Here is a 24,901-nt window from a genome sequence, read left to right as displayed (position 1 = left end):
ATTCAATCGATTGTTTAAAACTGTAATGAAACTATTTTACCATCCATCGTACTCGTTATCACTGTGTTTCTTCCATCTAACACGACAGGATTAACCATTCCATTGGATATTTTATATTGCCATACGACAGCGCCTGTTTTTGCGTCAACTCCAGACAGCAAACCCGAATGACTCGGCACAAAAACCAATTTTCCGTTGGTTGTAATAGCAGAAGGTGTCAATTCGTAGGGCAATTTAAGTTTGGACTTCCAGGCAACATCCATGCTGTTACCAGCAACCGAAATACCCAAAAGATCACCATCCATCGTCTTTACATAGACCAATTTATGATCTGCGGCTAGCCCCATAGACTCACGTACCCGAATGGTATCTTTCTTTTCCCGCCAGATGACCACTCCCGTTTTCGCATCCAATGCTGTCATAAAACGATCCGGTGCAACCACAAAGACACGATTATTTGTCCCTACAGGATTACATGCCGCCGCCGAAAACATCCGATTGGCCTGTCCATTATTCCATTCCCACGAAAGCTTACCCGTTTTGGCATCTAAAGCATAGAACCCATTACTCCAAGAGCCGAAAATTACATTCCCTAAATAATGCGTTGGCAGCGTCGATACAAATCCTTTGACCTGATCAAAACTCCATTTTACAGCTCCAGTCTTGATGTCCAGCGCTCTAAACTTACCATCCGAGCCACCGATAAAAGCCACGCCATCATGTAGCAAAGGGGAACCCAAAACCGCCTTCTCAGTCTCCACCTTCCACAACAACTTGCCATTACCGGCATCTACCGCATAAATTGCATGATCCGATGATCCCGCCACGACAATCCCTTTCCACACAGCAGGCGTAGAATAAACTTTACCGCCGGTACGGTATGCCCATAGCTTTTTGCCAGTTTTTAAGTCAAGCGCAAAGATATCGCCCGCGGTATTTGATGTAATCACGCTATTTTTGTAAACGGCTAGTCCCGCCCCGATATCGCTGGCGTCTTCAAACGTCCAATTGACTTTAACCTGGTCCGCATATTTTGCGTTCACAGCATAACTTGGTCTCGGGTAGCTTATCGTTTCATTTTCATAATGATGGTCGAACATTGGAACAACAACCCAAGGTTTCTCCTGCATTCCTACACCGGGATTACGTTCCTGATAACTGGCTTTGCCATCGGCGATGGTCACGATATTATAACCCCCAACCGCTTTATTCGCACGCAGATTAGACCGTCCCATCACCCCCGGAATTCCTTCCCAATCGTATAATTTATTGGCATGACCATGCCCACAAAGCGCCAACTGGACATTCCGCGTTTTAACTCTTTTCAGTGCGTCAAACCAGTTATTTAACGATGAATCCTGTGGATAATGATTAATATAGATCAATGGTAGCTGTTTATCCGGATTCGCTGCAAAAATGGAATCCATCCAAACCAGGTTTTCCCGAGGAATTTGACCAGGACTCATGCGCATATTGGGGCCTGAATTGGTTCCAATGAATGCGTAGCCTTTATGCTTAAAGAAAAAGGTTTCGCCACCAAAAACGGTGCGAAACGTGTTGGCTCCATTTTCTGACCAATTGCCATCGTGATTTCCCGGAATCACATACCAAGGCAACTGCAGACTATCTAAGATTCGCTTCGCAAGCTTTAATTCATGATCAGCACCAAACTCGGTGATATCTCCGGAGACTATAACAAAATCAATATCTTTCAATGTATTCAGGTCCTTTACAGTACGTCGCAAATCCTCCTCACCTGTTGCACCACCGACATGCGTGTCTGTTACGTGGGCAAATTTGAAGGACTGCTGTGCTATCGCAACGTTAAAAACGCAGGATAATGCAATAAAAAAGGTGATAATTGGAAACCTCATGCGTAATGTTTTCTTAAAAATAGCGTTTTTATGCATAAAACAGAAATGATATTGCATTTTTATGCATCTTCATGTAAATCAAAATTCATTATGTATTAAAAAGCCTTTCTGAAATTCAGAAAGGCCTTTTAATACAATGCTATCTATTGCCAGCCTGGCGTCTGTGTTAAGATATAGCCCAAATTTGCATATTGTTGAATCTGATTCAGTCCAACAGGAGCCAAGTACGACCGATCGGTAAAACTTACCCTGTTTGCAAATTTCGGAACAACGTAATATCCCACCATAGCATCGGCGTTTTTACCATTGTACGTGATTGTATTTCCTGCTGCGTCACGGACTTTCAAAACACCTTCGTAAGCTTTTGTCAAACGATTTGGAAGGTCCTTTTTGATATTTACCCAGGGACCCAATGAATAATCGACATTGCGTGAAAAGTTCATATAATCCAATTTTTTCCAGCGACGGATATCATTCAATCGCGCATACTCATATACAAATTCCATTCTTCGTTCACGTCTGATTTCCCACATCAACGGCGATACATCCGCATCGCGGCTTGGATCGTTCGGCAGGGAATTTAATGTCAAAGGTGCCGTTTTCTTTACCCCTTTAGCTATGGCATCTGCGTCTAGCGGCCTATTCCGTACCGCATTTATTGATTTATCCAAATCACCTTGGGTAACAGCTGCTCCACCAAAAAACTCCGCAAGAATCTGCCTTGCCTCAATCCAATTCAACACAACCTCACCAAGACGCACAATCGGAGCATCATTTGTATTTGTATTACTACTCCATTTTGCTGGATAAGTTTTTCCAATATACGTCAAGGCTTCTCTAGCAGCAAATTTATGACCGTAAGCAAATGTTGATGAAGCTGTATTAACGGTATCCATCAACGAAGCTTCAAACCGTGGGTCTCTCGTTCTCGCCAAAGATTTCATCGAAAAGTCCGAAGCATTTGTGAGCGCTGAGTTTTGCCAAACCTTTCCATCGTTACAGATAAAAGATTTCAACAAATCCAAGTTAACGCCCTTCTGCCCTTCAGTACCATTACTGTAAGAACCTACGGCGTGCGTTACTTTCAAGGCATCATTATAAGTTCTGAAGAAAATTACCTCTGGATTGCTTGAAAGATCTTCAGATGCGAACAGGCTTTTAAAATCACTTCCAAAAGACCACTTTCCACTATTCATGACAACTTCGGACGCTTTAACCGCAAGCGCGAGATACTTTTTCGCACGATCTTGATCCAAGCCATGGTATTTTTCCCAGGAACCTTCAAACAACATGAGGTTAGAAATAAGTGCCGCTGCTGCATATTTATTTACATAACCTTTTCCGTCATCAGCACGCATATTATCAAGCACATACTCAAAATCTGTATAGACTTTATCCATAACCTCCCCGCGCTTGGTACGTTCCTTATACATTGTAGCCTGATCCATCGGATCAACTTCAACATCAAAATAAGGCACATCACCAAACACAGAAACTAACCTACTATATTCGTAGCCTCTAAAAAAACGAGCTACTGCAGTCCAGTGCTTATACTCAGCCTCTGACAATTTTGACTTGGCCTTTGTTTCAATCCTGGTCAACATCACATTAGCCTTTCTAACCCAGTAAAAATTCCAGGTCGGCCCTGAATAGGTCGTCAACATATCAGGTGTCACCGTACTCGCACCTCTACTCGTCGGAACAACTGACTCAAAGCCACCTTGCGTTCCTTCAGAAGTAAAGTCATCTGCATAGTTATATCCCACTAAGGGAGCATAGGCCGTACCATAAAAAGTATTATAGCCAACAAAATAATTTAAATAAAAATCATTTGCATACAAACGAACATCAGCTTCATTTCTCCAAAAGTTTTCATCGATTACTTTAGTTTGATCAGGCCTATCCAGCACATCCTTACTACAGCCCACCCCCAATAACATGGCGGAAAGCATGATAGATCCAATTTTTATTCTATTTAATTTCATCTGTCAAATTCGTTTAAAAGTTTAACTGAACACCAAATGAGGCACTCTTAAATGTTGGTGTTCCAACACCTGTACGTCCACCGTTGTAATTCGTTTCATTAAAAATCGAGAAGCCTTCCACCTCTTCCGGATCAATCGGTAAGCCACGAAGCTTATCCCAAGTGAAGAAATTCTCCAACGAAACATAAACACGTAAGTTATTTATCTTAGCTCGTTGCACGATATGCTGAGGAATTGTATACCCCACAGTTAGGTTCTTAATTCTCAAATACGACATATCCAACAGATAGCGGGACTGAACTTGCATATTATTGACATTCGCACTACCGCCGTTGTTGAATGCAGCCGGATAGAATGCTCCTTGATTATCTTTCGTCCAGTAATCGTTTACAAAGCTTGCAGGCATCGCTCCATCTGAAGTGTTAAATCCTGGAATCGCCAAGAATCCTGCTCCCCAAACTTTACGTTGTCCCACACCTTGGAAAAATGCTGAAACATCGAAGCCTTTCCAATCAGCACCAAATCTAAAGCCATACTGATAACGAGGCGTCGAATTACCAATGATCTTCATATCGCCAGGATTATCGATCGTACCGTCACCATTATCGATCTCGCCGTCACCATTCAAATCTTTGAATTTAACATCCCCAGGACCAAAATAGAAATTAGTTGAATTTTGGAATCGTGGCTGATAGACAGGCTTTTCACCATTCGGCCCCTCTTTCAAGAGATAGACGTTATCTGTACTTCCATAATATTTGGTCATATCTGCATTTGGTTTTACCAACTGCGGATTGTTATTTCCATCCAATACAAAATCATTGTATTGGTACAGACGGTCTGTCTCATACCCCCAAATATCACCATATACCCGACCATTATAATTCACACCGGTAGTGCGTAATGACGTATAGCCACTAAAAACAGATTTAGAGTCATCCAAATTAGCCCTAAAATTAATACCCAATCCATTCTCAAATCGGTGATTAAAATCGATGGCCAATTCGAAGCCTTTGGTCGTCAAGGTACCGAAGTTACCCCAAGGCGCCGCAGAACCCAAGGTCAGTGTTGTTCCTTCCAAAGGAGCAAACATATTTTTGGTCTTCTTCTGATACCAGTCAAACGTCAAACCTAATTTATTCTTGAAGAATCTGGCATCCGCACCGAAATCCAGGGTTTCCAGATCTTCCCACGTAACGTTTGGCCAATTCAGTTTTGGCGTACCCACAGAATTCAACAATGCGCCATTGACGATGTAATTAATCTGACCCGCATCCATGTTTGAAACATAAAGATCAGAAGGTACCGTTTGATTTCCGATAACACCCCATGAACCTCTAAACTTCAACTGATTTAATGTAGCCCTTGACCAGTCCATGAATTTTTCTTCTGAAACTACCCAGCCTGCTGAAAAGGATGGAAACCATCGCCATTTCAAATCTGTTGGAAACTTGGAGGAACCATCATAACGGATATTACCTTCAAATAGATACTTATTCTTATACGCATAGTTCACACGGCCAAAATACCCTAATTGTGATTCCCAATACTCACCACCGCTACCCGTAATTTGGCCCACAGCCAAATCAAACTGAGGATTTGTGATATCCAATAAATCAGCACGCTGCGTCCAATGGTAAGAACCATCGTTTGTTACTCTATTTAAACCAAGGATAAATTTAAAGTTATGATCATCATTCAAGTCGAACTCATACGTTGTAAATGCATTGACAGTATGCTTATGTTCATTTTGTGAACGCATATAGATATGATCTTGCGCAGAACCATTCGCTGTATACATATCATTGGAAAGATCATAAGCTAAAGTTGCATCAGCATCTCCCTTATTGACAACAGCTCCTTCTTTATTGACATAAACTGGATTTCCTTGTGCATCAAACCGTTGTTTAGCTGCTACCCAAGAATTGGCTGCTGTATATCTCGTCCCGTTTTTACGCCAGCTATAATCCTCATTGGTAAATGTATAGTCTACATCTACTTTCCAATTCTTCATTATATTAACTGTAGCACCAGCGCTTAAATTAATATAATTGCGAAGCATGGAAGCTTGGTTTGCCGCCTCATTTTCACTCCATGGACTCCTTATTGGGTTGTTATTTTCGTCATAGCCCATTGGATAAAGGGAACTCCAGCGATACATGTACAACCATGGATCGGCCGTTGTTGAGTTTGTCGCATAAGGATAGATCTTGTTCCGTTGTGCAAACATCGCTCCACCCCTAATAGTCACATATTTATTCAGTTCGGTATTTAGTCTTAATGCAGCATTATACCGTTTAAACTTATCCGAATCGCCGGCCTTTAACATACCGCTTTGGTTTAACGAACCAAATGAAGCTGTATATTGTGTCTTCTTAATGGTACCATTTAAAGACAAGTTATGTGTTTGTGTGGGAGCCCACTCGCGCACCATATAATCATATGGATCATACGTTCTAACACCGTACTTTTTCGTCGGCGACCCCGGATCTACATACCAGTCTCTGCCATATACCGTTGGATCATCTTTCCCGATTGAAGATCCATATTTTTTATCCCACTCCACTGCGCGTTCATAACTTTCTCTATTTACTTTATAGAAAGCACCAGTTTCGGTTCCGCCAACTCTTTCTAATGCGTCAATGGTATATTTCAAGGCATTAACACGTCCCATTTCCAACTTTTTATATGGATTTTGGAATGAGAAGTTATTAGAATAATTTACGGTAACCTTTTCCGCACTTCCACCTGTTTTCGTCTTAATCAATACGACACCAAAAGCAGCTTTCGCACCATAGATGGACGAAGAGGCAGCATCTTTTAATACGGTGATCGACTCAACATCATCCGGATTTACATATTGGATACTCGGGATTTCCACATTATCCACCAAGATCAATGGACTACTATTCCCTTGAATGGAAGATATTGCACCACGAATACGCATGGTAGGATCAGATCCAACCTCACCACTCGGTACAGTAACACTAAATCCTGGTGTCGTTCCTTGAATTGCCCGGCCGACATCGGCGATCGGACGACTCTGTAGATTCTCCTTCACATTGATCGATGAAACCGCACCAGTAAGGTTACCTTTTTTCTGGGTACCGTAACCGACAACGACCACTTCGTCCAACGCTTGATTATCGTCAGCTAGCGTTACATCAAGCGTAGCTGAAGTAACGGCAACCTCCTTTGTCACGTATCCTACAAATGAAAAACGCAACTTGCTCCCCACGGCAGCTGTAATTTTAAAATGCCCCTGAGCGTCAGTCTTAGTTGACGCAGTACCGCCAATCACAGACACACTTACCCCAGAGACTGGACCTTTTCCATCCTTTACAGTACCTTGCACCGTATTTTGAAACGCATTTTTTGCAGAAGAACTCAGAAAGGCGCTTGTTAAATTGTCGCGATTCAAAGCACCTTCTTTTTTTGCAAAAGAATAGGATTCAGAAGGAAAACTCAATCCAAGAGCAACAGAAAATAGTACAAATTTTCGCATTGATTATAGAGTTTTAAAATAAATGATTCTAGTTAATATTGTTAGTTATTGCTATTCGAAATCAGTATAAAGCAGATACTTTTTACGCATTTGCTTATAGGCTTTCAGGTCATCGGACCAAGAAGCACGAATCTGAGCTTCAGATTGTCCGGCAAGGATTTGCTTACGTAATTGATCTGTCCCCGCAAGCTTATCAAAAAATTCAGGCCGCGCGAAGAAAGTGGATTTATCAGGTGTCTTTTGATAAAAGTCCAACAGATATTTTAAGGTAAATTTTTGATGATCAGCATCCAGACCGCGCAAATCAACACCATAATTGACTGTTCCTTTACCCTCCACATGTTTGGACATACCGTGACGTTCGCCCGGTGTAAACGTAAAAGAGCCATAGACCGGATTTGTATAACCTAATACCTGGAACGGCCAATCCGTGCCCCGACCTACCGAAATATCCGTACCTTCAAAAAGACATAGTGAAAGGTACAACCGAACAGAAAGATAATTTGGCAGACTTGGCGATGGGATGACCGGCAGCTCATACCTACTATTATGATTCCAATTTTTGACCTGTACAACCGTTACATCGGCCTGGCGGCCATTCTCAAGCCACCGCTCTCCATTGATCATCTGCGCCAGCTCGCCGATTGTTAAACCATGGATCATGGCTATTTTATGCCAGGAAACATCTGATTTAAACTTATCATCATGCCTTACAGGTCCATCCACCTGGTCGCCATTCGGATTTGGACGATCCAGTACAATTAATTTTTTATTATGCTTTGCACATAATTCCATTACACGGTGCAAAGAAGTGATGTATGTATAAAAGCGTGCCCCGACGTCCTGCAGGTCGAAGATCATCACATCAATTGAATTGACGATAGAATCTTGTTTCTTATTACCTCCATATAATGTAAACAGCGGCAAACCAGTCTTTTGATCAACATCATTCCCAAACTTCTCACCACGTTCAACGTTCCCGCGGAAACCATGTTCAGGCGCAAAGGCAAACTTCAAATCAACCTTATTATCGATCAAGACATCGACAAGATGTTTTTTATCAGCCCCTACAATGGAAGTTTGATTTCCCATTATTCCCACTTTCTTACCTTTTAGTTGTGGTAAATACAGCGTAAGTTGATCTGCACCCGGAATAACAACTTGGCTCGTTACCCGGCCGGTCATGCTGTTTACTGCGGTTTTGCTCGCTTGCGTAGACTTCAACGAATTCCCACAGGAAACCCAAGCAACAACAGAAATTAAAAAGGATAGCTTTAATAAGGCATTTTTCATCATAAATAGACTCTTAGATCATACACAAATTGCAGTTTTATGCACGAATAATTGAAAATCAGAATAAAAGTAAGTAGAACTTTTCGTTTTTAAAACTTAAAGCAACATAAAAACGCAAAAGAAAGTAAGTATTCACTTACAAATTACTTCTGTAACAGGAATTAAACCGCAATATATTAGTCGAGACTAAAAGCAAAAATACATTACAATAAACTGAAATACAGTCGATTACAATAAATCAGACGATTAAAAAGAAAAATAAGTAAGTGTGCAGAGCACACGCTCACGTAACAAATCAAATACAATTAACATTTTATTAACAATGCAGCAAAATACAGCAAACCAGCAAAATATATTACAAAACGATCACCAATTGCACACTTATTACTTATTCCTGTAGGAAAACGCAATTTACCTGCAGAACGAAATTCTTCGATTAGGCATGATTTAAGGCAGGGGGTTCAATTTCAGATCGACAAGATGCTTTCTTAGCTCATGCATAAATTTATCTCCCGGATCATCTTTACCCGTGATGTAATTGGGATCAGTTTCTTTCCACCAGCTTGTTTTCTTAAAACGTTGGTACTCATGGTGACCTAAAACAAATTCGATGGGATATTTTTTACTGAGGTAACGGATAAGCTCTTCGTTCGCTTTCAATTGTGCATCAGTCAGTGGGTTCTGGCGACTACCTATATTTTCTATCCCTATTGCACAATAATTGAGACCTATGGTATGCCGTGCAAAAATAGAATCTGGTAAAAACTGATAAATCGTACCGTCACGATCGATGACAAATTGCGAAGATACATTCAAGGCACTGGCCTTGGTCAGTTCCGGACGCCCCTGAAGCCGCGTAGGATTGAATGTATTAAAGGTCGCTTTCACGCTGTTATTCGCGGTCCAATGCACTACCACCATTTTGGGATGGATAACCGGAGTCGACTGCGATAGACCGTGCCGATTTTTAAGATAATCCAGCGAAAGCTGAATACGGTCTTTATCCCAGATAATGGGTTTTTGAATAATCTTGGGCGATTGTGCATATAAAACCACTATTCCAATAGAATACAAGAGCAATAAAAGAAACTTTTTCATATTCGAAGGTATGAACTTTATAAAAACCAACCAAATGCCGCTCACCGAAAATCATGACATAAAAAAGCCTGACTCTATCTAGCGGAGCCAGGCAATTCATTCTTAGATTTTATACAGTCTACTCTTTCGTATCCCACCAAACAGGATAGGAAAGAATCGTTCTGCTTGCAGCTTCTGGATTGGAGGCCATCCAATTATTTGCATTGTAATTTCTTTCGTGACTACATTGCTGAATTCTTCTTGGCCAGTAACGCACATTATTAGGGTCGCTAGACGGATAACACTCTTGTGCTGCGGCATCAAATTCAAATGGACGTCCAAAATCTGGATAAACTACTCCAAATTGAGGATCTGGAGCAGAGTAATTAAATCTCCGCATATCATTCCAATTTTGAACAGTATAAGACATCGCTATTTGTTTCTGCTGCATAATTTTCGCCATTGTCAGCTCTCCTGCACTTTGAGCAACCGCTTTACTGCTTAAAAATGCAGCTATTTCAGTTTCAGAAATGACCTCCTTACCCCTTACCTGAGGATAAGTTTTCAGCTTAACATTCATCGCTTCCATATGCGCTCTAATCCCGTCTCTATAAGCCTGAAGAGCGCCTGCGCGATCCCCTTTTCTAAACAAAACTTCCGCTTTAATAAAACACATTTCATGATAGCACACTAGATGAGCCGGCGCATCGGCTCGAATATAGAAACTTCCTGTCGAATTGATATTGGGTACACCGCTATTGAAATTAGGATTTTTTTCGGACATACCATTATATCTGCTTGCGATATAATAATCATTTGTATTATCGGTAAAGTCTTTTATCCAGTCCAAACGGTCTGAATATACAGACACAAAAACAGAATCTCCTTGCCTAACCGTTGATGTATTTGTCGTAAACCAACGGTTTGTATAACTTGGATCAGCTTTCAGATCAGCAGTCGTAGCACGAACATAGCCAGAAGGGTGCGTTGTCGTCCCTTTTTTTGTTGCCATAATCTCATAAGCTACAGGACCTCCTTTTGTTCGAATATCTGTACCTATTATATCAACTCCTTTCGAAATCCGCCACACCTTCTTACCCTGTGCATCATAAAATTCACCGCTTGGAATCATTCGGATTGCTCTCGGATCTTGGACAGCAGATCCACCTGTAAATGTATTAAACAATAAATCTGTATACCATTTGGTCATCCTATTACCCGTGGCTCCCAAATTGGAGAACTGCATCGAACACACAACTCCAGCCTTATCAGTTTCACTCGTATTTATGGCTTCCATCACTGTATTATCAGCATTTGACTGCTGGGCTTTTTCCAAAGCTTTCAAAACCTCGTCAGGATTATAGAAAGATTTTTTAGACAAATTGTTTAACCATCTAGCCTTTAAACCATAAGCTAATTTCAACCATTTCTTTGTATCTCCCCCATTCCAGATATCGCCATTTGATAATGGCGTTGCTGTAACCGCTTGTGTTTTCGACAAGTTTTCTATTGCTTTATCTAGCATATCCAGACAGCCGTAAAAAATTGTCTTTCCATCGTCGTATTTTGGAGAAACATTAGGTGTCAACGCTTCTGTATATGGCATCTCCCCATACATATCCTCCATCAGCATAAACCCCCAGGCGTGGATTAATTGCGCTGCGCCAACGTAGTTCCATGCCTGCTCCGCAGTCGCTTTTTCTATCAGCGGTTCCAAATTGGATGCTGTATACACAAACCAAGCCTGATACGGCCAAGTTGTCGAAGCCAATGGGACATCCCAACGAATAATACCATCATTCGACGCCGTTCCAGAAGTTTTAGTAACATTTTGCGTTATCCACGACGCTCTTGTCCCAGATGATTCATAAGCATCTACAAATTGCATCTGGATAGAACGTAAGCGTAAATCAGGTGTAGGAACCTTCTCATTTGCCTGGGTTGGATTTTCATTTACGTCCAACCATTTTTTACATGAAGTTAAATTCAATATTGCCAATGCACTAAGTGCGAATACTACTCTTTTCATACTACAAAATTTAGAAAGTAACATTTAAACCAAACGATACTCCGGACAATGCTGGTATTCCATTATAATCAATACCAACAGAACTAGAACCTATTGCACCAGAACCGGCTGCAGAAGTTTCCGGATCCATTCCTTTATAATTGGTCCATAACCACAAGTTCGTACCTGTAAGTGTTGCTGTCACTCCTTTTATCCCTTTCAGACGTTTTAAAGTTTCATTTGGCAACGAATATGACAATGTAACGGAGCGCAATCTCAACCAGTTCGTTTTCGTCATATAATTGGCAGACTCAAGGTTATATGCTCCCTGCCAATAATAATTATTGATAATATTTTCACCACTCACATCCTTATTCCCAATTTTATACATCTTACCAGCCTCGTATTCAAACGTTTTCAGATCCGAATAAATAGGTGTTTTATCTGGATTTTCCCCTGTTTTCACGACCCCTGTGATTGTCAATTTCTCACGGTCTTGAGATCGGGCACTCATACCCATATTGGTCATATAATAATCAGTACCATTATAAATATCACCACCTATTCTATAATCTAAAAGAAAGGAAAGATTCCAGTTTTTATATTGAAAATTATTATTTAATCCACCAAATAATTTAGGTTCTCTATTTCCGATTTCATGTGTAACCAAACCATCAGATGTCGGCATGCCCGATTCCGCATTTAGTACCAAATGCCCCTCTGAATTTCTCAACCACTGAGAGCCTGAAATTGCCATAAAATTACCTTGGTTAAAAGAAGCAGCTTTTGCATTTCCAACCTGGACATCAGTCACATATAAAATATCCATACCAGGTAACAAATCTTCAACTTTACCTTTATTACGAGAAGTATTCAACGTGATATCCCATTTAAAATTCTCACGTTTAATTGGAGAGCCTGTTATAGAAAGCTCCAATCCCCGATTTGTAATCTTACCAGCATTCGTCCACATTAAAATATAGCCAGTAGTCTGACTGGTCCTTGGTTGAAGCAATTGGTTAATGCTACTATTTTTATAGTATGTAAACTCAAGCCCTAATCTATTTTTAAAGAACTTCAAATCAGCACCATACTCCTGCGCCTCAGTAATTTCCGGAACCAATTGTGTGTTACCTCTCAACCAATCGTTACGTACTCCAACCCCTTGACCTTGATTATATAATGTATACTCTGCACCCGCCACATAGGTGTTGGTCACATAAGGATCGGCATCCTTTCCGACTCTGGCCCAAGATGCCCGCAACTTACCAAAAGTAAGATTATCATTTTTAGGCAACAGCTCAGTGAAAATCAAGCTACCTGAAACGGACGGGTAAAAATAAGAGCGATTTTCTACCGGCAATGTGGAAGTCCAGTCATTTCTTCCTGTGACCGTTACATAAGCAATGTCTTTATACCCAGCTCTAAATTCACCAAATCCACCGATCAATCTTTTCTTAACTTTGGACTGAGCAATGGCTATATCTGTATTTTTAGCATTGGTCGGCACGTAGAAGCCCGGAATAATAAAGTTCCATGCTTTTCTACCATTATACTCAACTCCGGTATTTTCCAGCATCGTACCGAGCATTAAGTTAAAATCAAAATCGTTTATTTTCTTTTTAAAATTGGTCATGAAGTTTGAACTAACGTACTCATAAGTACGGTCGTTTTCTGACAACATACCATTTTTATAAAGAATATCAACACCCGAACCTGCAGTCGTCAACCTATTTGTATTGGTGGTATACCGATCAATACCTACTGTATAATTGATACTCCACCATTTGGTAATATCTAGATTGGCATTAAAACTTCCTGTAAAACGTTTCGTTTTATCTGTTCTTGGCATTTTATTTAAGATCCAATAAGGATTATCGAAATCATTTTGAACAAGCTGAAAATCGAAAAGTCGATATTTAGAGCCATCATCATTTAGCCAATGTTTCATATCTAAATTACGCGGCCATATATAAGCCCCCTGGACAGCACCTTCACCACTGGCACCATATAAGCCTCCAGAAGTCAAAGAACTCAATTGATCCGCAATGGAATAGGACACGTTACCCGCTACTTTTAAAATTCCATAACGCTGCTCTCCATTAAAGCGAAAAGTAGACTTATCAAATTTAGAATTTGGAATAATCCCGTTTTGCCTGAAATCAGAAGCAGAAAAGTAAAAGCTCCCATTTTTTGATCCCCCCGAAATACTTGCCGAATTATCCCAAGTACTAGAAGATTTAAAAAAATCCTTTATGTTATTATACATGGGTTCATCTTGGCCAGCTCGTGCTCCCCAGGACCCCATTGTAGTGGTTGCATCTCCATCCAACAACTTACCATCGATTTGATATTCACCACGTTTGTATCTGTTCTGTTGCTCAGGCAAACGATTTGCCCAATTAGAAATGAACCGCGAACTGATACTAACAGAAGCAGTTCCTTCTTTACCTTTTTTGGTCGTAATCAAAATTACCCCCGCTGCTGCTCTAGACCCATAAAGTGCTGCTGCTGCGGGCCCTTTTAATACAGAAACATTTTCGATATCCTCAGGATTTATATCCATTACACGATTACTATAAACGGAATTTGTTGACTGAGCACCATCAAAGCCACTATCGCCATTGACATTAGTTGAATTGTCATAAATAACCCCATCTACAACGAAAAGCGGCTGGTTGTCTCGCTGCAAAGAGGTCCCGCCGCGTAAAATTATACTTGCCCCCGCACCTGCACCTCCACTTGTCTGCGTCACATTTACCCCAGCAATCTTTCCCGCCAAAGAATTAATCATATTGGTAGACTTATTCTTCATCAATTCGTTACTGCCAATTTCCTGAACAGAATAACCCAGCGCTTTTTTCTCCTTTTTGATCCCCATCGCAGTGACCACAACTTCATCCAGAGTTTCTTCGCGTCTCACAAGCGCCACATTGATTACATTTCCATTCCCCACCAACTTCTGGCTCTCTGAAGAACCCAATGCACGGAAGACAAGGATATCTCCTGGCTCCGCGCTAATAGTGAACGTACCATCTGAATTAGTTTGCGTAGAAATAGATTTTCCTTTGATTGCAACGGTAACGTTAGACATTGAAGTTCCATCGGATGCATTGGTCACTTTTCCCGAAATAGTTTTCGTTTGTGCCCAAAGACTCGATGAAAGCATCACACCTGAAAGAATTAATAGTAACTTTCTTTTCATGTTAGGTATGTTTGGTTTGTATAATTGACTTAAAGTGAATCCTCCACTTTAAGCTTAAGTTAATTCACGTTAAATGTATAACTATTTTTCAACAGATGCAACATACCGCAAGCAAAATCTTACAAAAAAATGCACAAACCTCCTAAAAAAACTAAAACTCATGCACTTTTAAAGCAAAAACGCATAATTCGACATCAAAAAAAATCATTAAACATCAACAGAACGGCACAAAACGCACATAAAAACACCCTATAAAAGCATTTAGCTAGACAATTTCACCACATTTTACATCAAATTCTAATACAATCGCAATAAAACTACCAATAGCAGGCAACAGCAAACAGACAACAGCACTTTTATGCAAAAAAACGCCCGGTGTTTACATTATTTGATAGAGATTATTTCCTAAGATCCCTCGGTTCTTATTCGGTGCTTCTTCGGTACTTGTTCGGTGCTTCTTCGGTTGAAAGCGAAGAAATACCGAATAAGTACCGACTTAGTAATGTGAAAAGTCCGACAGAATATTGGATTTGGTGTTGACAAATTATTATTTATTTTGTAATTTAAATACATAATTTATCCCAGTTAACTTATAGTATGGCAGTCATTAAAAACGGTGCAAATGGTGCACTCTCGGGTAAAGCAGGATCTGTGGTTTTCGTTACCGATGGAAATACAACCTATGCAAGGGGCTTACCTAGGAAAAGCAGAAAAAAACCTTCTGCGGATCAAATCCAGTCACGTTCGCGTTTTTCCCTCATCCAAAAATTCATCTCCCCAATGAAAGTCTTATTACGGGTTGGATTTAAAAACTATAACCCTAATAAAAAGGCTTATAGCAACGCCATGTCCTACAACCTCAACAATGCTATAGAAAAAACTGCAACTGGCTATGCCATCAATTATGAAAACTTCCGCGTTAGTAAAGGAGCCCCTAACCCGATTACGTCCTGTACATTTGAGGTAGATAAAGAGACAGAAACATTCACGCTCTCCTGGGATTATGACAATCTAAATCTTAACGCAGGCAGCTGTAGACTGCTTCTCTATTGCCCAGAAGAAGTTGCATTTGCCAATGAAAGCATGAATACACTTTCCCAACGAACGCAGACAGTGAAACTTCAACGACAACAGCACATCGGCAGCTACCACATCTATGTGTTCTTCCATAAAACAGACGGAAGTGACGAATGCACAGATAGCAAATATCTGGGAACTTTCGAATGGTAGCAAACAGCTTTCACTCCGTTACGGAGCCAGATTGATCTTTACATCAAAATGCTGCGTGATATAAGCCTGCTGTTCAGCAGAATCTGTCTCCAGATCATGAATAGCACGATCTCTTTCTTTGTCAACTTCCATCTTCACCACACAGCGGTAGAAACGAAACACATCTTTTTCGGTCTCCAAAATCAGGCGGGGCACACGGGTAGGCCTGCCAGTTTCATCTTTGGCCACCATCGTAAAATAGGAGGAATTGCAATGCTTGGTTTCGCCCGTCTGAATATTCATGGCTTCTACCCGAATACCGACTTCCATGGAAGAGTTGCCTACATAATTCACAGAAGCAATTAATGTAACTAACTCCCCCACCTCAACAGGTTTCAAAAAATCCACCTTACCTACTGAAGCAGTCACACAATAATGTGCAGAGAATTTGGATGCTACAGCAAATGCAATCTGATCCATCAAAGATAAAATATAACCTCCGTGTATTTTGCCTCCAAAATTTGCATTGGATGGCAACATCAGCTGTGACATCCGAATCACCGATTCGCTTACCGTTTTATAGATTTCTTCCATACCTATAAATTTACCTTGGATAGATTACAATTCAAAACAAATCCTTCATGAAATAGCAAACAACAATAGTTATAAAGGCTGCTTAAAAATTCTTTCCAACCAATAAAGACAAATACATTCTTAAAAAAAGGGATATCCAACATACAGATATCCCTTTCTCTTGCGGTGCCTAGGCAATCGCCAACTATTTTATCTTTTCAGAAGCATAAGGCCCCTCGTTACTCAAACGGTCAACAGCTTTAACGGCAACATACTCCAATTTTTTGTTGTTCAATGTCGTTGGAATATCCTTACTTGTGACTCCAGGCTCCAAAATCTCATATTGCCATACACCACCGTAATTGAGATACAATACCCATTTTGCGACCTGATCAATTTGCTGATGTTGCCATTTCACAAAGACATGACCGCCTTGTGGAGTGACCAGCAAAGTCGGTTTCAATAAGGGATTAGCACTCAACCATGGGCTAGTAGGCACCAATGCTTTAACCTGATAAGGGCCATTAACCAAAGCTTGTGTCATAGCTGGATTTTTAGTCAACCCAGCCAGGCTCCAGTGGATAACACCTTCCCGGTTATCCGGCAATAGTGTCCTTGCTGCCTCAACTTGATTGACAATTTCCTGAACATACTCCGGACCACGTCTGCCTACCGTATTGATGCCCGGCCAAAGGTGGCGTCCCAAGGTGTTTTCACTTTCCCACCATTTTAACAGCGCCGTATAACTCTGTTTAGCTGGCTGTATAGGCCAATATAGCTGTGGGGCAAAATAATCAATCCAGCCTTTATTCAACCATAATTTAGCATCCGCATAAAGCATATCATACTGGCTGGAGCCTTGGATACCTGACGGATAACCCGGTTTCCAGATACCAAATGGACTAATACCGAATTTTACAAAATTCTTCTCTTTCTTAATATCCTTATAAATACGTTCGATAAAGGTATTTACGCTATTTCTACGGAAGTCTCCGCGTGATAGATCCCCTCCATTGCGTTTGTATTCATTGTAACTATCCGAGTCTGGAAAATCCTGTCCGCCATTATATTCAGCATAAGGGTAGAAATAATCATCAAAATGTACGCCATCGATATCGTAACGTTTGACAATATCCATAACCACACGTGCGGCATGATCCTGTGTCGATTGTTTGGATGGATCAAACCAATAATACCCTTGTTTCAATTTGACAACCGATTCGGGCATTTTGCGCGCCATGGAAGCTGATGTAACAGCACCGCCAGCGGTATGATGCGCACGATAAGGGTTCAACCAAACATGCAGCTCGATTCCTCTTTTATGCGCCTGTTCGACCCAAAAATCGAGTGGATCGTAGTAAGGAGAAGGAGCTTGCCCTTCTGTACCGGTCAAAAAGTACGACCAAGGCTCAAGATCACTTTTATAAAATGCATCCGCCGAGGGACGCACCTGGAAAATCACCGCATTAAAATTATTGTTTTTCAAAAAATCCAAAATACCAATTGCTTCCTGTTGCTGTTCAGCTGTACTCAGATTGTTCTTGCTAGGCCAATTGATATTGGCAACAGAAGCAACCCAGGCCGCCCGAAATTCACGTGGTAACTTGGGAAGATCGACGACAATTTCCTTCTTTTTTTCAGCAACAGGCTGCGCTTTCGTTTCAACTGTATTCTTTACCCGTTCTCGCTTGGGTATCGAGGGCGGATCTTTTTTTACAATTTCGACATTTGTAGTTGTGGTATTGACAGGCTCCTGCTTTTTATTTTTCTTGGATGAACAAGAAGACAAAACAAAAAGAGCCGTCGCTAAAAATAATAGGGAACGTTTCATCAATCTATAGAATAGTGTTTTTTCAAAATAACTAACGAAGATACATATAATATTAGTCAATCTGGGTCAAACGACCGATCTTGTCGGAAATAGGATCAGAACTTTAACTCACCTTTGAAGATTACCTGCTCCAACTTAAAGTCGTCGTTAAAGACTATGACATTCGCCATGCTTCCCTTATTAAGGTTTCCAATATCCACTCTCTTTAAAAGGTTTGCCGGATACAGCGTAGCCATTCGGATCGCTTCATCGAGTGGTATGCCAACCTTTTGAACAGCATTTTTTACCCCCTCAAGCAACGAGATTGCGGCCCCTGAAATGGTACCGTCAGGCAGCGCATAATAACCGTCGTTCAAAACATGATGATAAATATCTTTATCACAAGCGGCCACAGCATCTGTAATCATAAACAGGCGGTCTCCCATCTGACGTTTTGCAATTTTCACGGCTTCAAAGCTTACATGATGCCCATCGACAATAATACTCGCCTGCGCTGTCGGATGATTAAAAATTGCGCCAACAAGTCCTACCTCGCGATGGTGGAAAGGCGACATTGCATTAAACAGGTGCGTACTCGTGGGGATTCCCAGATCGTAACCACGGGTACCCTCTTCGAAAGTTGCATCACTATGCCCAGCACTGAGCAGCAAATTGTAGCCCTGTAAGTGCTGTAGCACATCGTCCGCTATACATTCGGGTGCTATCGTCATCATCTTGACAACCTGATTCCCTGCCAAAAGATCGTCAATTTTTTCCTTCGTGGGCCTAACAATTAAATCCGCCGGATGAGCCCCTCTTTTTTTCGGATTCAGGAAAGGACCTTCCAGGTGCAGACCTAAAAATGCATCGTGCTGGAAACCTTCTGCTACCCGAATGGCATCCTTAAATACAGAGATAGTATTGGTCGCTAAAGTCATCATAAAGGAGGTTGTCCCTTTACGGACCAAACCTTCGGTGATACGCTCCAGAGAGGCTACACTTCGCTCTGCCGAATAAAGGTCCGAGCCGTCACCATACAATTGAAGATCGATCAGCCCAGCGCAGATATTGGCTCCATTCACTGGATAACTCTCATAATCTGAAGGTATTTCATGATCATGGACGATCCCATCAATCTTACCTTCGCTGGTCAGTAATGCCTTTTGCTCAAAAATCGCGTCACCTGAATATATTTTACCCCCAATTAATGCTACCTTATTCATAAAATTTCAATTTCGTTCACCAATTTACTAATATTCAAAAAATCTCAGCCATTTGTACAAGATTTTGTTTCACAGCTCAACAGAAAACCTTTCAAAGTTTTTGATCTTTTCATTTTAACTTTCTAATTTACTGTTGTAACTTAGTTCCATGTACTTTTTTAGAAAGCGTAACGCAGATCGCCCGACAAATGGAAGCATAAAAGCGATGCATATCATTAATGCAACGGCCATTATTGTCTTTTTATTGGGCCTGATCTACAAAATATTTTTTACCTCCTAAACACTGTAATCCATGTCAAAAAAAGAAATCTTAAATACCGACAACGCTCCTGCAGCAATTGGCCCCTATAACCAGGCAATCAAAGCCGGTAATACATTATACGTCTCTGGACAAATTCCTCTGATCCCAGAATCAATGGAGTTAATTTCATCAGGTGTAAAAGACGAAACACATCAGGTACTGAAAAATATAGAAGCTATTCTGACAAATGCTGGCTATACTTTTGAGGATGTTGTCAAGGCCTCCATTTTTCTGAGCGATATGGGTAATTTTGTCTTAGTCAATGAAGTCTATGCAGAATATTTTAAAGAAGCGCAACCAGCACGTGAGTGTGTTGCGGTAAAAACCCTTCCCAAGAATGTAAATGTCGAGATTTCGGTCATTGCCTGGAAAGATTAGTCCGTGGAAAACAGCAACGAAACAGCAAGCCGCGGAAAATATCTTTTCGCGGCTTTTTTGGCCCCTTTTATCTGGGGATTTATGTCTATCCCCGTACGGTGGATAAGGGATTATCCTGCCGAAGATATTCTGTATTTTAGAATAATCACTGCGCTCCTGGTACTCTGGATTTATCTTTTGCTTTTCCGCAGAAAAACCATGACTGCTGATATCCATAAGTTCCGGCTCCTACCTCGGACGGGCAAGCTTCGTCAGATCTGCCTTACCCTGCTGGCCTCGGGATTAATCTTTGGAAATTGGTTTACCTATATCTATGCCGTCAACCATATCAGCATCCAGTCTGCCGCATTGGCTTACCTGACCTGCCCACTCATCACCGCAGCTGGAGCCTATATCATACTCAGGGAACAATTGACCCTTTGGCAAAAAATAGCGCTTTTTATTGCTTTCGGCAGCGTCTGCCTGCTGGCTAATGGCTCGTTAAACGATGTCCTCTGGGCGGCTACCATTGCCACCTGTTACGCTTTCTATCTAATTGTGCAATGGGTTTCCACCGGGTTTGACAAACTCCACCAATTGGTCGTCCAGCTCAGTATATGTGCCTTGTTTGTAATCCCTAAACTGATCTATAATCATCATGCAATCCCTGCTGAACCTCTGTTTTGGGGCACAATATTTCTTATCGCGTCTTTATTCACGATCATCCCCCTTTTCCTGAGCATGTATGCACTCATTGGTATTTCATCGACAACAACCGGTGTTCTCCTCTATATTAACCCACTGATCGCATTTACTTTAGCAGTAACTTATTTTCAAGAACCTGTTTCACCAATTAAGTATGTTGCATATGGAATTATACTCCTCGCAATTATCTTATTTAATATCAAAAACATCAAAGAGGCTTTTTCCATATCAAGGGTACATGCTAAACGATAGATCAACGCATATCCGGCAATAGCTTTTTAGTCAAGTACATGGTCTGAAATCACATAGGGCACATCTTTCTTATCGTGAAAGACAAAATCACTATCGCTGTTCAAAAAAATGACAAACCGCACATTTCAGTGACTACAAGCAAATTACACCAAAAAACCTTCCGACATGTATCATTTTTGTTTCATAAAATTTTTGATTTTTGCTCAACTATAGTAAATTAGATTTTTATTAAGGGAAATCACACCGCTCTTTCTTCCTATAACTAGGTATTGAATAGCTTATACTATTATAAATAATCACTTATTTCGCCCCCCGATTATTCAATATCCCCCTCTTCTAACCAAAAATGCTAAATGGAATTAGCCCATTTCATTAGAAATTTCACCGTTATGAAAATATGTATATAAAAACTGAATATAACACATATACTATATGAATAACAAATTATACTCTACATTAAGGGTGTTAGGTATTGTTCCAACAATGCTTTTTTCAGCATCTTTATTGCACGCGCAAACCAACCAGATTAAGGGAACGGTTGTAGACGCTAAAACCAAAGCTCCTATTCCAGGTGCCACGATCAAAGTATTGGGCACTTCCAACGCAAGTTCTACGGACGTTAAAGGTGCATTCCAGATCAATGTCGATGACAGAAACCGCATATTAAACATCAGTACGGTCGGCTATGAAAACAAAACGGTAACTCTTGGTCCTGGCGAAACGACAGTGACGGTAAGTCTGGACGAACAGACACAGCAACTGGAAAGCGTGGTCGTTACTGCTTTGGGTATTAGCCGTGCACAAAAATCATTAACATACTCTACACAACAGGTCAGTGGTGACGAATTAAACAAAGTTAAAAGCACCAACTTGGCGAATAATTTAAACGGTAAAGTTGCAGGTGTTAACATTGCTTCCAGCTCTTCTGGACCAGGTGGTTCAGCAAAAGTTATTTTGCGTGGTAACAAATCGGCTTCTGGGAACAATCAAGTACTTTATGTTGTCGATGGTGTTCCGATCAACAATCAGACATTAGCAAGCCAGCCAGACAACGTTTTCGGCGGACAACGTGATGGTGGCGACCCTATTTCATTGATCAACCCAGAAGACATCGAAAATATCTCCGTATTAAAAGGAGCATCCGCGGCGGCATTATATGGTAGCCAAGCGGCCAACGGCGTTATCTTGGTAACAACGAAATCAGGTAAACAAGGCCGCACAACGATCAACTTCTCCTCAAGTGCACAGATCGAACAGGCTGTATCGACACCTAAATTCCAAAGCCAATATGGTCAAGGTTCAGGTGGCAAAAACAGTAACACCAGTGTATTTAGCTGGGGCGACAAAACCAATGGTGCCGACTATGATAACTTAGGTGAATTTTTCCGTACGGGTAGCAACTTCACCAATTCATTGACTTTGTCAGGTGGTAACGAGAAAAACCAAACGTATTTTTCTTATGCCAATACCCTTGCAAAAGGTATTCTTCCAGAAAATGACCTGATGCGTCACAACTTCAATCTCAAGGAAAGTGCTTCATTCTTTGATAATAAGCTGACCGTTGAAGGAAGTGCCAATTACATTACGCAAAAATTAGATAATGCACCTACTTCAGGTTTCTATTATAATCCATTGGTTGGAACCTACCTATTACCTCGCAGCTTAAATATTGCGGATTATAAAAATTTCGAAACGTTCAACACAGGCCGTAATCTTTATGATCAAAACTGGTTTACACTTTCGGACGACGAAACCACCCAACAAAATCCTTGGTGGATTATGAACCGTAATTCAACACGTTCAACACGTAATCGTTTGCTCTTGAATGGTAGTGCGAAATACAAAATTGCACCTTGGATCAGCGTGCAGGCCCGCGGTAGTGTAGACCGTACCAGCGAAGTATGGGACCGGAAAGCTTATGCCGGCACACAGCACATTTTAGCGCGTGAAAATGGAGCTTATAGCTATACCAATACCACGATCACCCAACAATACGGTGATTTAACGGCCAACATGAACTTTAATATTGGCGATAAATTACAAATTACAGGATTGGTTGGAACGAGTATCACCGACTGGAAAACAGAAGGTACAGATTTTACCAGCGGCAAAGATGGACTCAAAGTTCCCAATCAGTTCTTTATCCAAAATACGACAACTCCGGTCACTTCGACATTGTCTGCAAACCGAAGACAATTGCAATCGGTATTTGCATCGGCTAACTTAGCCTATGACAACTGGATTTATTTGGATCTGACTTCACGTTGGGATTGGTCGAGCACATTGGCCTATACACCACAAAACCCATACGCTTATCCATCGGTCGGTTTGGGCATCGTCTTGAACGACAAGCTTAATCTACCTGAATTTGTGAATATGGCCAAAATTCGGGGTTCATACGCAAAAGTCGGAAATGATCTTCCTCCTTACACTACCTTGCTTACCAACCGGGTAGACCCATATGCGGTACTAACCGTGAATGATATTGCCTTTTTGAAGGAATTAAAACCAGAAAAAACGGCTTCCTTGGAGATCGGTACGGAATGGCGCATGTGGAATAACCGTTTGAATGTGGATGTTACTTATTACAAAACAAACACTACCAATCAGTTTTTCAAAATTGCAGCTGGAAATGCATCCCTCAACAACATGTATGCAGTTAATGCCGGCGACATTCAAAATCAAGGGGTAGAAGCATTGGTATCATTGGATGCGATCAGAAATGACAATTTTAAATGGACAACCAGCCTCAACTTTACGTATAATAAAAACAAAATTGTAAAACTTGCTGACGGTATTTCTGAATTTACCCTAACAGGTGAGGGACGTAATAATTTTGCATCTAAATTGCAAGTAGGTGGTTCTTTCGGAGACATCTATGGTCAAGATTTTATACGTGACGACCAAGGAAGGATTCTTATTTCCGAGGACGGTATTCCGCAGAAAAACAACACCTATACCAAACTTGGGAATTCAAACCCAATTTGGCAAATGGGCTGGAACAACAGTTTCAATTATAAAAATTTCAACTTAAGCTTCCTGATCGATGGTAAATTTGACTACGAAGTGATGTCCGTGACGCAAGCGTTGCTTGACGGTTACGGTGTCTCGAAAGCGAGTGGCGACGCCCGTGCCAATGGCGGTGTTAGCATCAATGGGGTTACACCAAGCGGTAAAGCCGTAACAACAGTGGACGCCGAAAAATGGTACACTTCCACGGCTGGTATGGGTCCGGTTAGCAGCCAATATATTTACGACGGAACGGTTGTGCGGTTGCGTGAATTGACTTTCGGTTATGACTTCAATATTAAAGACAGTTTCTTCAAAAAACTTCGCGTAAATGCTGTAGGAAGAAACCTATTCTATATTTCGAAAAAGGCTCCATTCGATCCTGAAGTAACGATGTCTACAGGTAATTCCTTAAGTGGGGTGGATATCTTTATGATGCCGGCAACACGTAATTATGGTCTTACACTAAATGCGACTTTCTAAACGACCAACAATGAAATATCCCTCGTTAAAAA

15 protein-coding genes are annotated in these 24,901 nt (G+C 41.0%); 5 read left to right on the top strand and 10 right to left on the bottom strand.

Annotated elements, in window-relative coordinates; translation table 11 throughout:
- Positions 1-14 precede the first annotated feature (14 nt).
- The 7 genes from B2O97_RS13075 to B2O97_RS13045 all read right to left on the bottom strand — a co-directional run bounded on the left by B2O97_RS13075 (position 15) and on the right by B2O97_RS13045 (position 14,947).
- On the bottom strand, positions 15-1,874 hold the full coding sequence (locus tag B2O97_RS13075) for a PQQ-binding-like beta-propeller repeat protein (protein WP_286710252.1): 1,860 nt from the start codon (positions 1,872-1,874) through the stop codon (positions 15-17).
- A 143-nt stretch (positions 1,875-2,017) separates the two neighbouring features.
- Entirely contained in the window at positions 2,018-3,859 is a 1,842-nt protein-coding gene (locus B2O97_RS13070) for a RagB/SusD family nutrient uptake outer membrane protein (RefSeq protein WP_070561302.1), read from the bottom strand.
- Between the two features lie 13 nt (positions 3,860-3,872).
- On the bottom strand, positions 3,873-7,364 hold the full coding sequence (locus B2O97_RS13065) for a SusC/RagA family TonB-linked outer membrane protein (protein WP_201640030.1): 3,492 nt from the start codon (positions 7,362-7,364) through the stop codon (positions 3,873-3,875).
- Between the two features lie 51 nt (positions 7,365-7,415).
- Positions 7,416-8,660: an exo-beta-N-acetylmuramidase NamZ family protein gene (locus B2O97_RS13060; protein ID WP_286767518.1), complete on the bottom strand. Its 1,245-nt coding sequence runs from the start codon at positions 8,658-8,660 to the stop codon at positions 7,416-7,418.
- 444 nt (positions 8,661-9,104) lie between these two features.
- Positions 9,105-9,755 (bottom strand): N-acetylmuramoyl-L-alanine amidase, encoded by a 651-nt coding sequence (locus tag B2O97_RS13055; RefSeq protein WP_286767517.1) that lies wholly within the window; start codon positions 9,753-9,755, stop codon positions 9,105-9,107.
- Positions 9,756-9,873: 118 nt separating this feature from the next.
- Entirely contained in the window at positions 9,874-11,763 is a 1,890-nt protein-coding gene (locus B2O97_RS13050) for a SusD/RagB family nutrient-binding outer membrane lipoprotein (RefSeq protein ID WP_070561308.1), read from the bottom strand.
- A gap of 10 nt (positions 11,764-11,773) precedes the next feature.
- The gene (locus B2O97_RS13045; protein WP_070561310.1) at positions 11,774-14,947 is read right to left on the bottom strand and encodes a SusC/RagA family TonB-linked outer membrane protein; all 3,174 of its coding nucleotides are present in this window, start codon (positions 14,945-14,947) and stop codon (positions 11,774-11,776) included.
- 597 nt (positions 14,948-15,544) lie between these two features.
- Between B2O97_RS13045 and B2O97_RS13040 the strand changes: the two genes are divergently transcribed.
- Positions 15,545-16,177: a DUF6266 family protein gene (locus B2O97_RS13040; RefSeq protein WP_070561311.1), complete on the top strand. Its 633-nt coding sequence runs from the start codon at positions 15,545-15,547 to the stop codon at positions 16,175-16,177.
- A gap of 18 nt (positions 16,178-16,195) precedes the next feature.
- On the opposite strand, the gene B2O97_RS13035 is transcribed toward B2O97_RS13040, so the two are convergent.
- The 3 genes from B2O97_RS13035 to nagA form a co-directional block, all read right to left on the bottom strand.
- Entirely contained in the window at positions 16,196-16,750 is a 555-nt protein-coding gene (locus tag B2O97_RS13035; RefSeq protein WP_070561313.1) for an acyl-CoA thioesterase, read from the bottom strand.
- 184 nt (positions 16,751-16,934) lie between these two features.
- On the bottom strand, positions 16,935-18,560 hold the full coding sequence (locus B2O97_RS13030; protein WP_070561315.1) for a glycoside hydrolase family 10 protein: 1,626 nt from the start codon (positions 18,558-18,560) through the stop codon (positions 16,935-16,937).
- Positions 18,561-18,655: 95 nt separating this feature from the next.
- The gene (nagA, locus tag B2O97_RS13025) at positions 18,656-19,762 is read right to left on the bottom strand and encodes an N-acetylglucosamine-6-phosphate deacetylase (protein ID WP_286767516.1); all 1,107 of its coding nucleotides are present in this window, start codon (positions 19,760-19,762) and stop codon (positions 18,656-18,658) included.
- Between the two features lie 148 nt (positions 19,763-19,910).
- On the opposite strand from nagA, the gene B2O97_RS25140 reads away from it, so the two are divergent.
- The 4 genes from B2O97_RS25140 to B2O97_RS13010 all read left to right on the top strand — a co-directional run bounded on the left by B2O97_RS25140 (position 19,911) and on the right by B2O97_RS13010 (position 24,869).
- Positions 19,911-20,042: a DUF6728 family protein gene (locus B2O97_RS25140; protein WP_312128511.1), complete on the top strand. Its 132-nt coding sequence runs from the start codon at positions 19,911-19,913 to the stop codon at positions 20,040-20,042.
- A gap of 12 nt (positions 20,043-20,054) precedes the next feature.
- On the top strand, positions 20,055-20,441 hold the full coding sequence (locus tag B2O97_RS13020) for a RidA family protein (protein WP_070561318.1): 387 nt from the start codon (positions 20,055-20,057) through the stop codon (positions 20,439-20,441).
- A gap of 3 nt (positions 20,442-20,444) precedes the next feature.
- The gene (locus B2O97_RS13015) at positions 20,445-21,377 is read left to right on the top strand and encodes an EamA family transporter (protein WP_070561320.1); all 933 of its coding nucleotides are present in this window, start codon (positions 20,445-20,447) and stop codon (positions 21,375-21,377) included.
- Between the two features lie 432 nt (positions 21,378-21,809).
- Positions 21,810-24,869 carry a SusC/RagA family TonB-linked outer membrane protein gene (locus B2O97_RS13010; RefSeq protein WP_286767515.1) on the top strand — a complete coding sequence of 1,020 codons (3,060 nt, stop codon included), beginning with the start codon at positions 21,810-21,812 and terminating at the stop codon, positions 24,867-24,869.
- The last annotated feature ends 32 nt before the right edge of the window (positions 24,870-24,901 follow it).

Source organism: Sphingobacterium sp. UBA865, from assembly GCF_002295765.1.
GTDB classification, from domain to species: domain Bacteria; phylum Bacteroidota; class Bacteroidia; order Sphingobacteriales; family Sphingobacteriaceae; genus Sphingobacterium; species Sphingobacterium multivorum.
The sequence above is the reverse complement of the archived record's forward strand: the minus strand, read 5'-3'. Positions and strand labels throughout refer to the sequence as shown.

Coding starts and splice junctions, on each gene's coding strand:
- B2O97_RS13075 (WP_286710252.1), bottom strand. CDS start 1,874: ATGAGGTTTCCAATTATCACCTTTTTTATTGCATTATCCTGCGTTTTT.
- B2O97_RS13070 (WP_070561302.1), bottom strand. CDS start 3,859: ATGAAATTAAATAGAATAAAAATTGGATCTATCATGCTTTCCGCCATG.
- B2O97_RS13065 (WP_201640030.1), bottom strand. CDS start 7,364: ATGCGAAAATTTGTACTATTTTCTGTTGCTCTTGGATTGAGTTTTCCT.
- B2O97_RS13060 (WP_286767518.1), bottom strand. CDS start 8,660: ATGATGAAAAATGCCTTATTAAAGCTATCCTTTTTAATTTCTGTTGTT.
- B2O97_RS13055 (WP_286767517.1), bottom strand. CDS start 9,755: ATGAAAAAGTTTCTTTTATTGCTCTTGTATTCTATTGGAATAGTGGTT.
- B2O97_RS13050 (WP_070561308.1), bottom strand. CDS start 11,763: ATGAAAAGAGTAGTATTCGCACTTAGTGCATTGGCAATATTGAATTTA.
- B2O97_RS13045 (WP_070561310.1), bottom strand. CDS start 14,947: ATGAAAAGAAAGTTACTATTAATTCTTTCAGGTGTGATGCTTTCATCG.
- B2O97_RS13040 (WP_070561311.1), top strand. CDS start 15,545: ATGGCAGTCATTAAAAACGGTGCAAATGGTGCACTCTCGGGTAAAGCA.
- B2O97_RS13035 (WP_070561313.1), bottom strand. CDS start 16,750: ATGGAAGAAATCTATAAAACGGTAAGCGAATCGGTGATTCGGATGTCA.
- B2O97_RS13030 (WP_070561315.1), bottom strand. CDS start 18,560: ATGAAACGTTCCCTATTATTTTTAGCGACGGCTCTTTTTGTTTTGTCT.
- nagA (WP_286767516.1), bottom strand. CDS start 19,762: ATGAATAAGGTAGCATTAATTGGGGGTAAAATATATTCAGGTGACGCG.
- B2O97_RS25140 (WP_312128511.1), top strand. CDS start 19,911: ATGTACTTTTTTAGAAAGCGTAACGCAGATCGCCCGACAAATGGAAGC.
- B2O97_RS13020 (WP_070561318.1), top strand. CDS start 20,055: ATGTCAAAAAAAGAAATCTTAAATACCGACAACGCTCCTGCAGCAATT.
- B2O97_RS13010 (WP_286767515.1), top strand. CDS start 21,810: ATGAATAACAAATTATACTCTACATTAAGGGTGTTAGGTATTGTTCCA.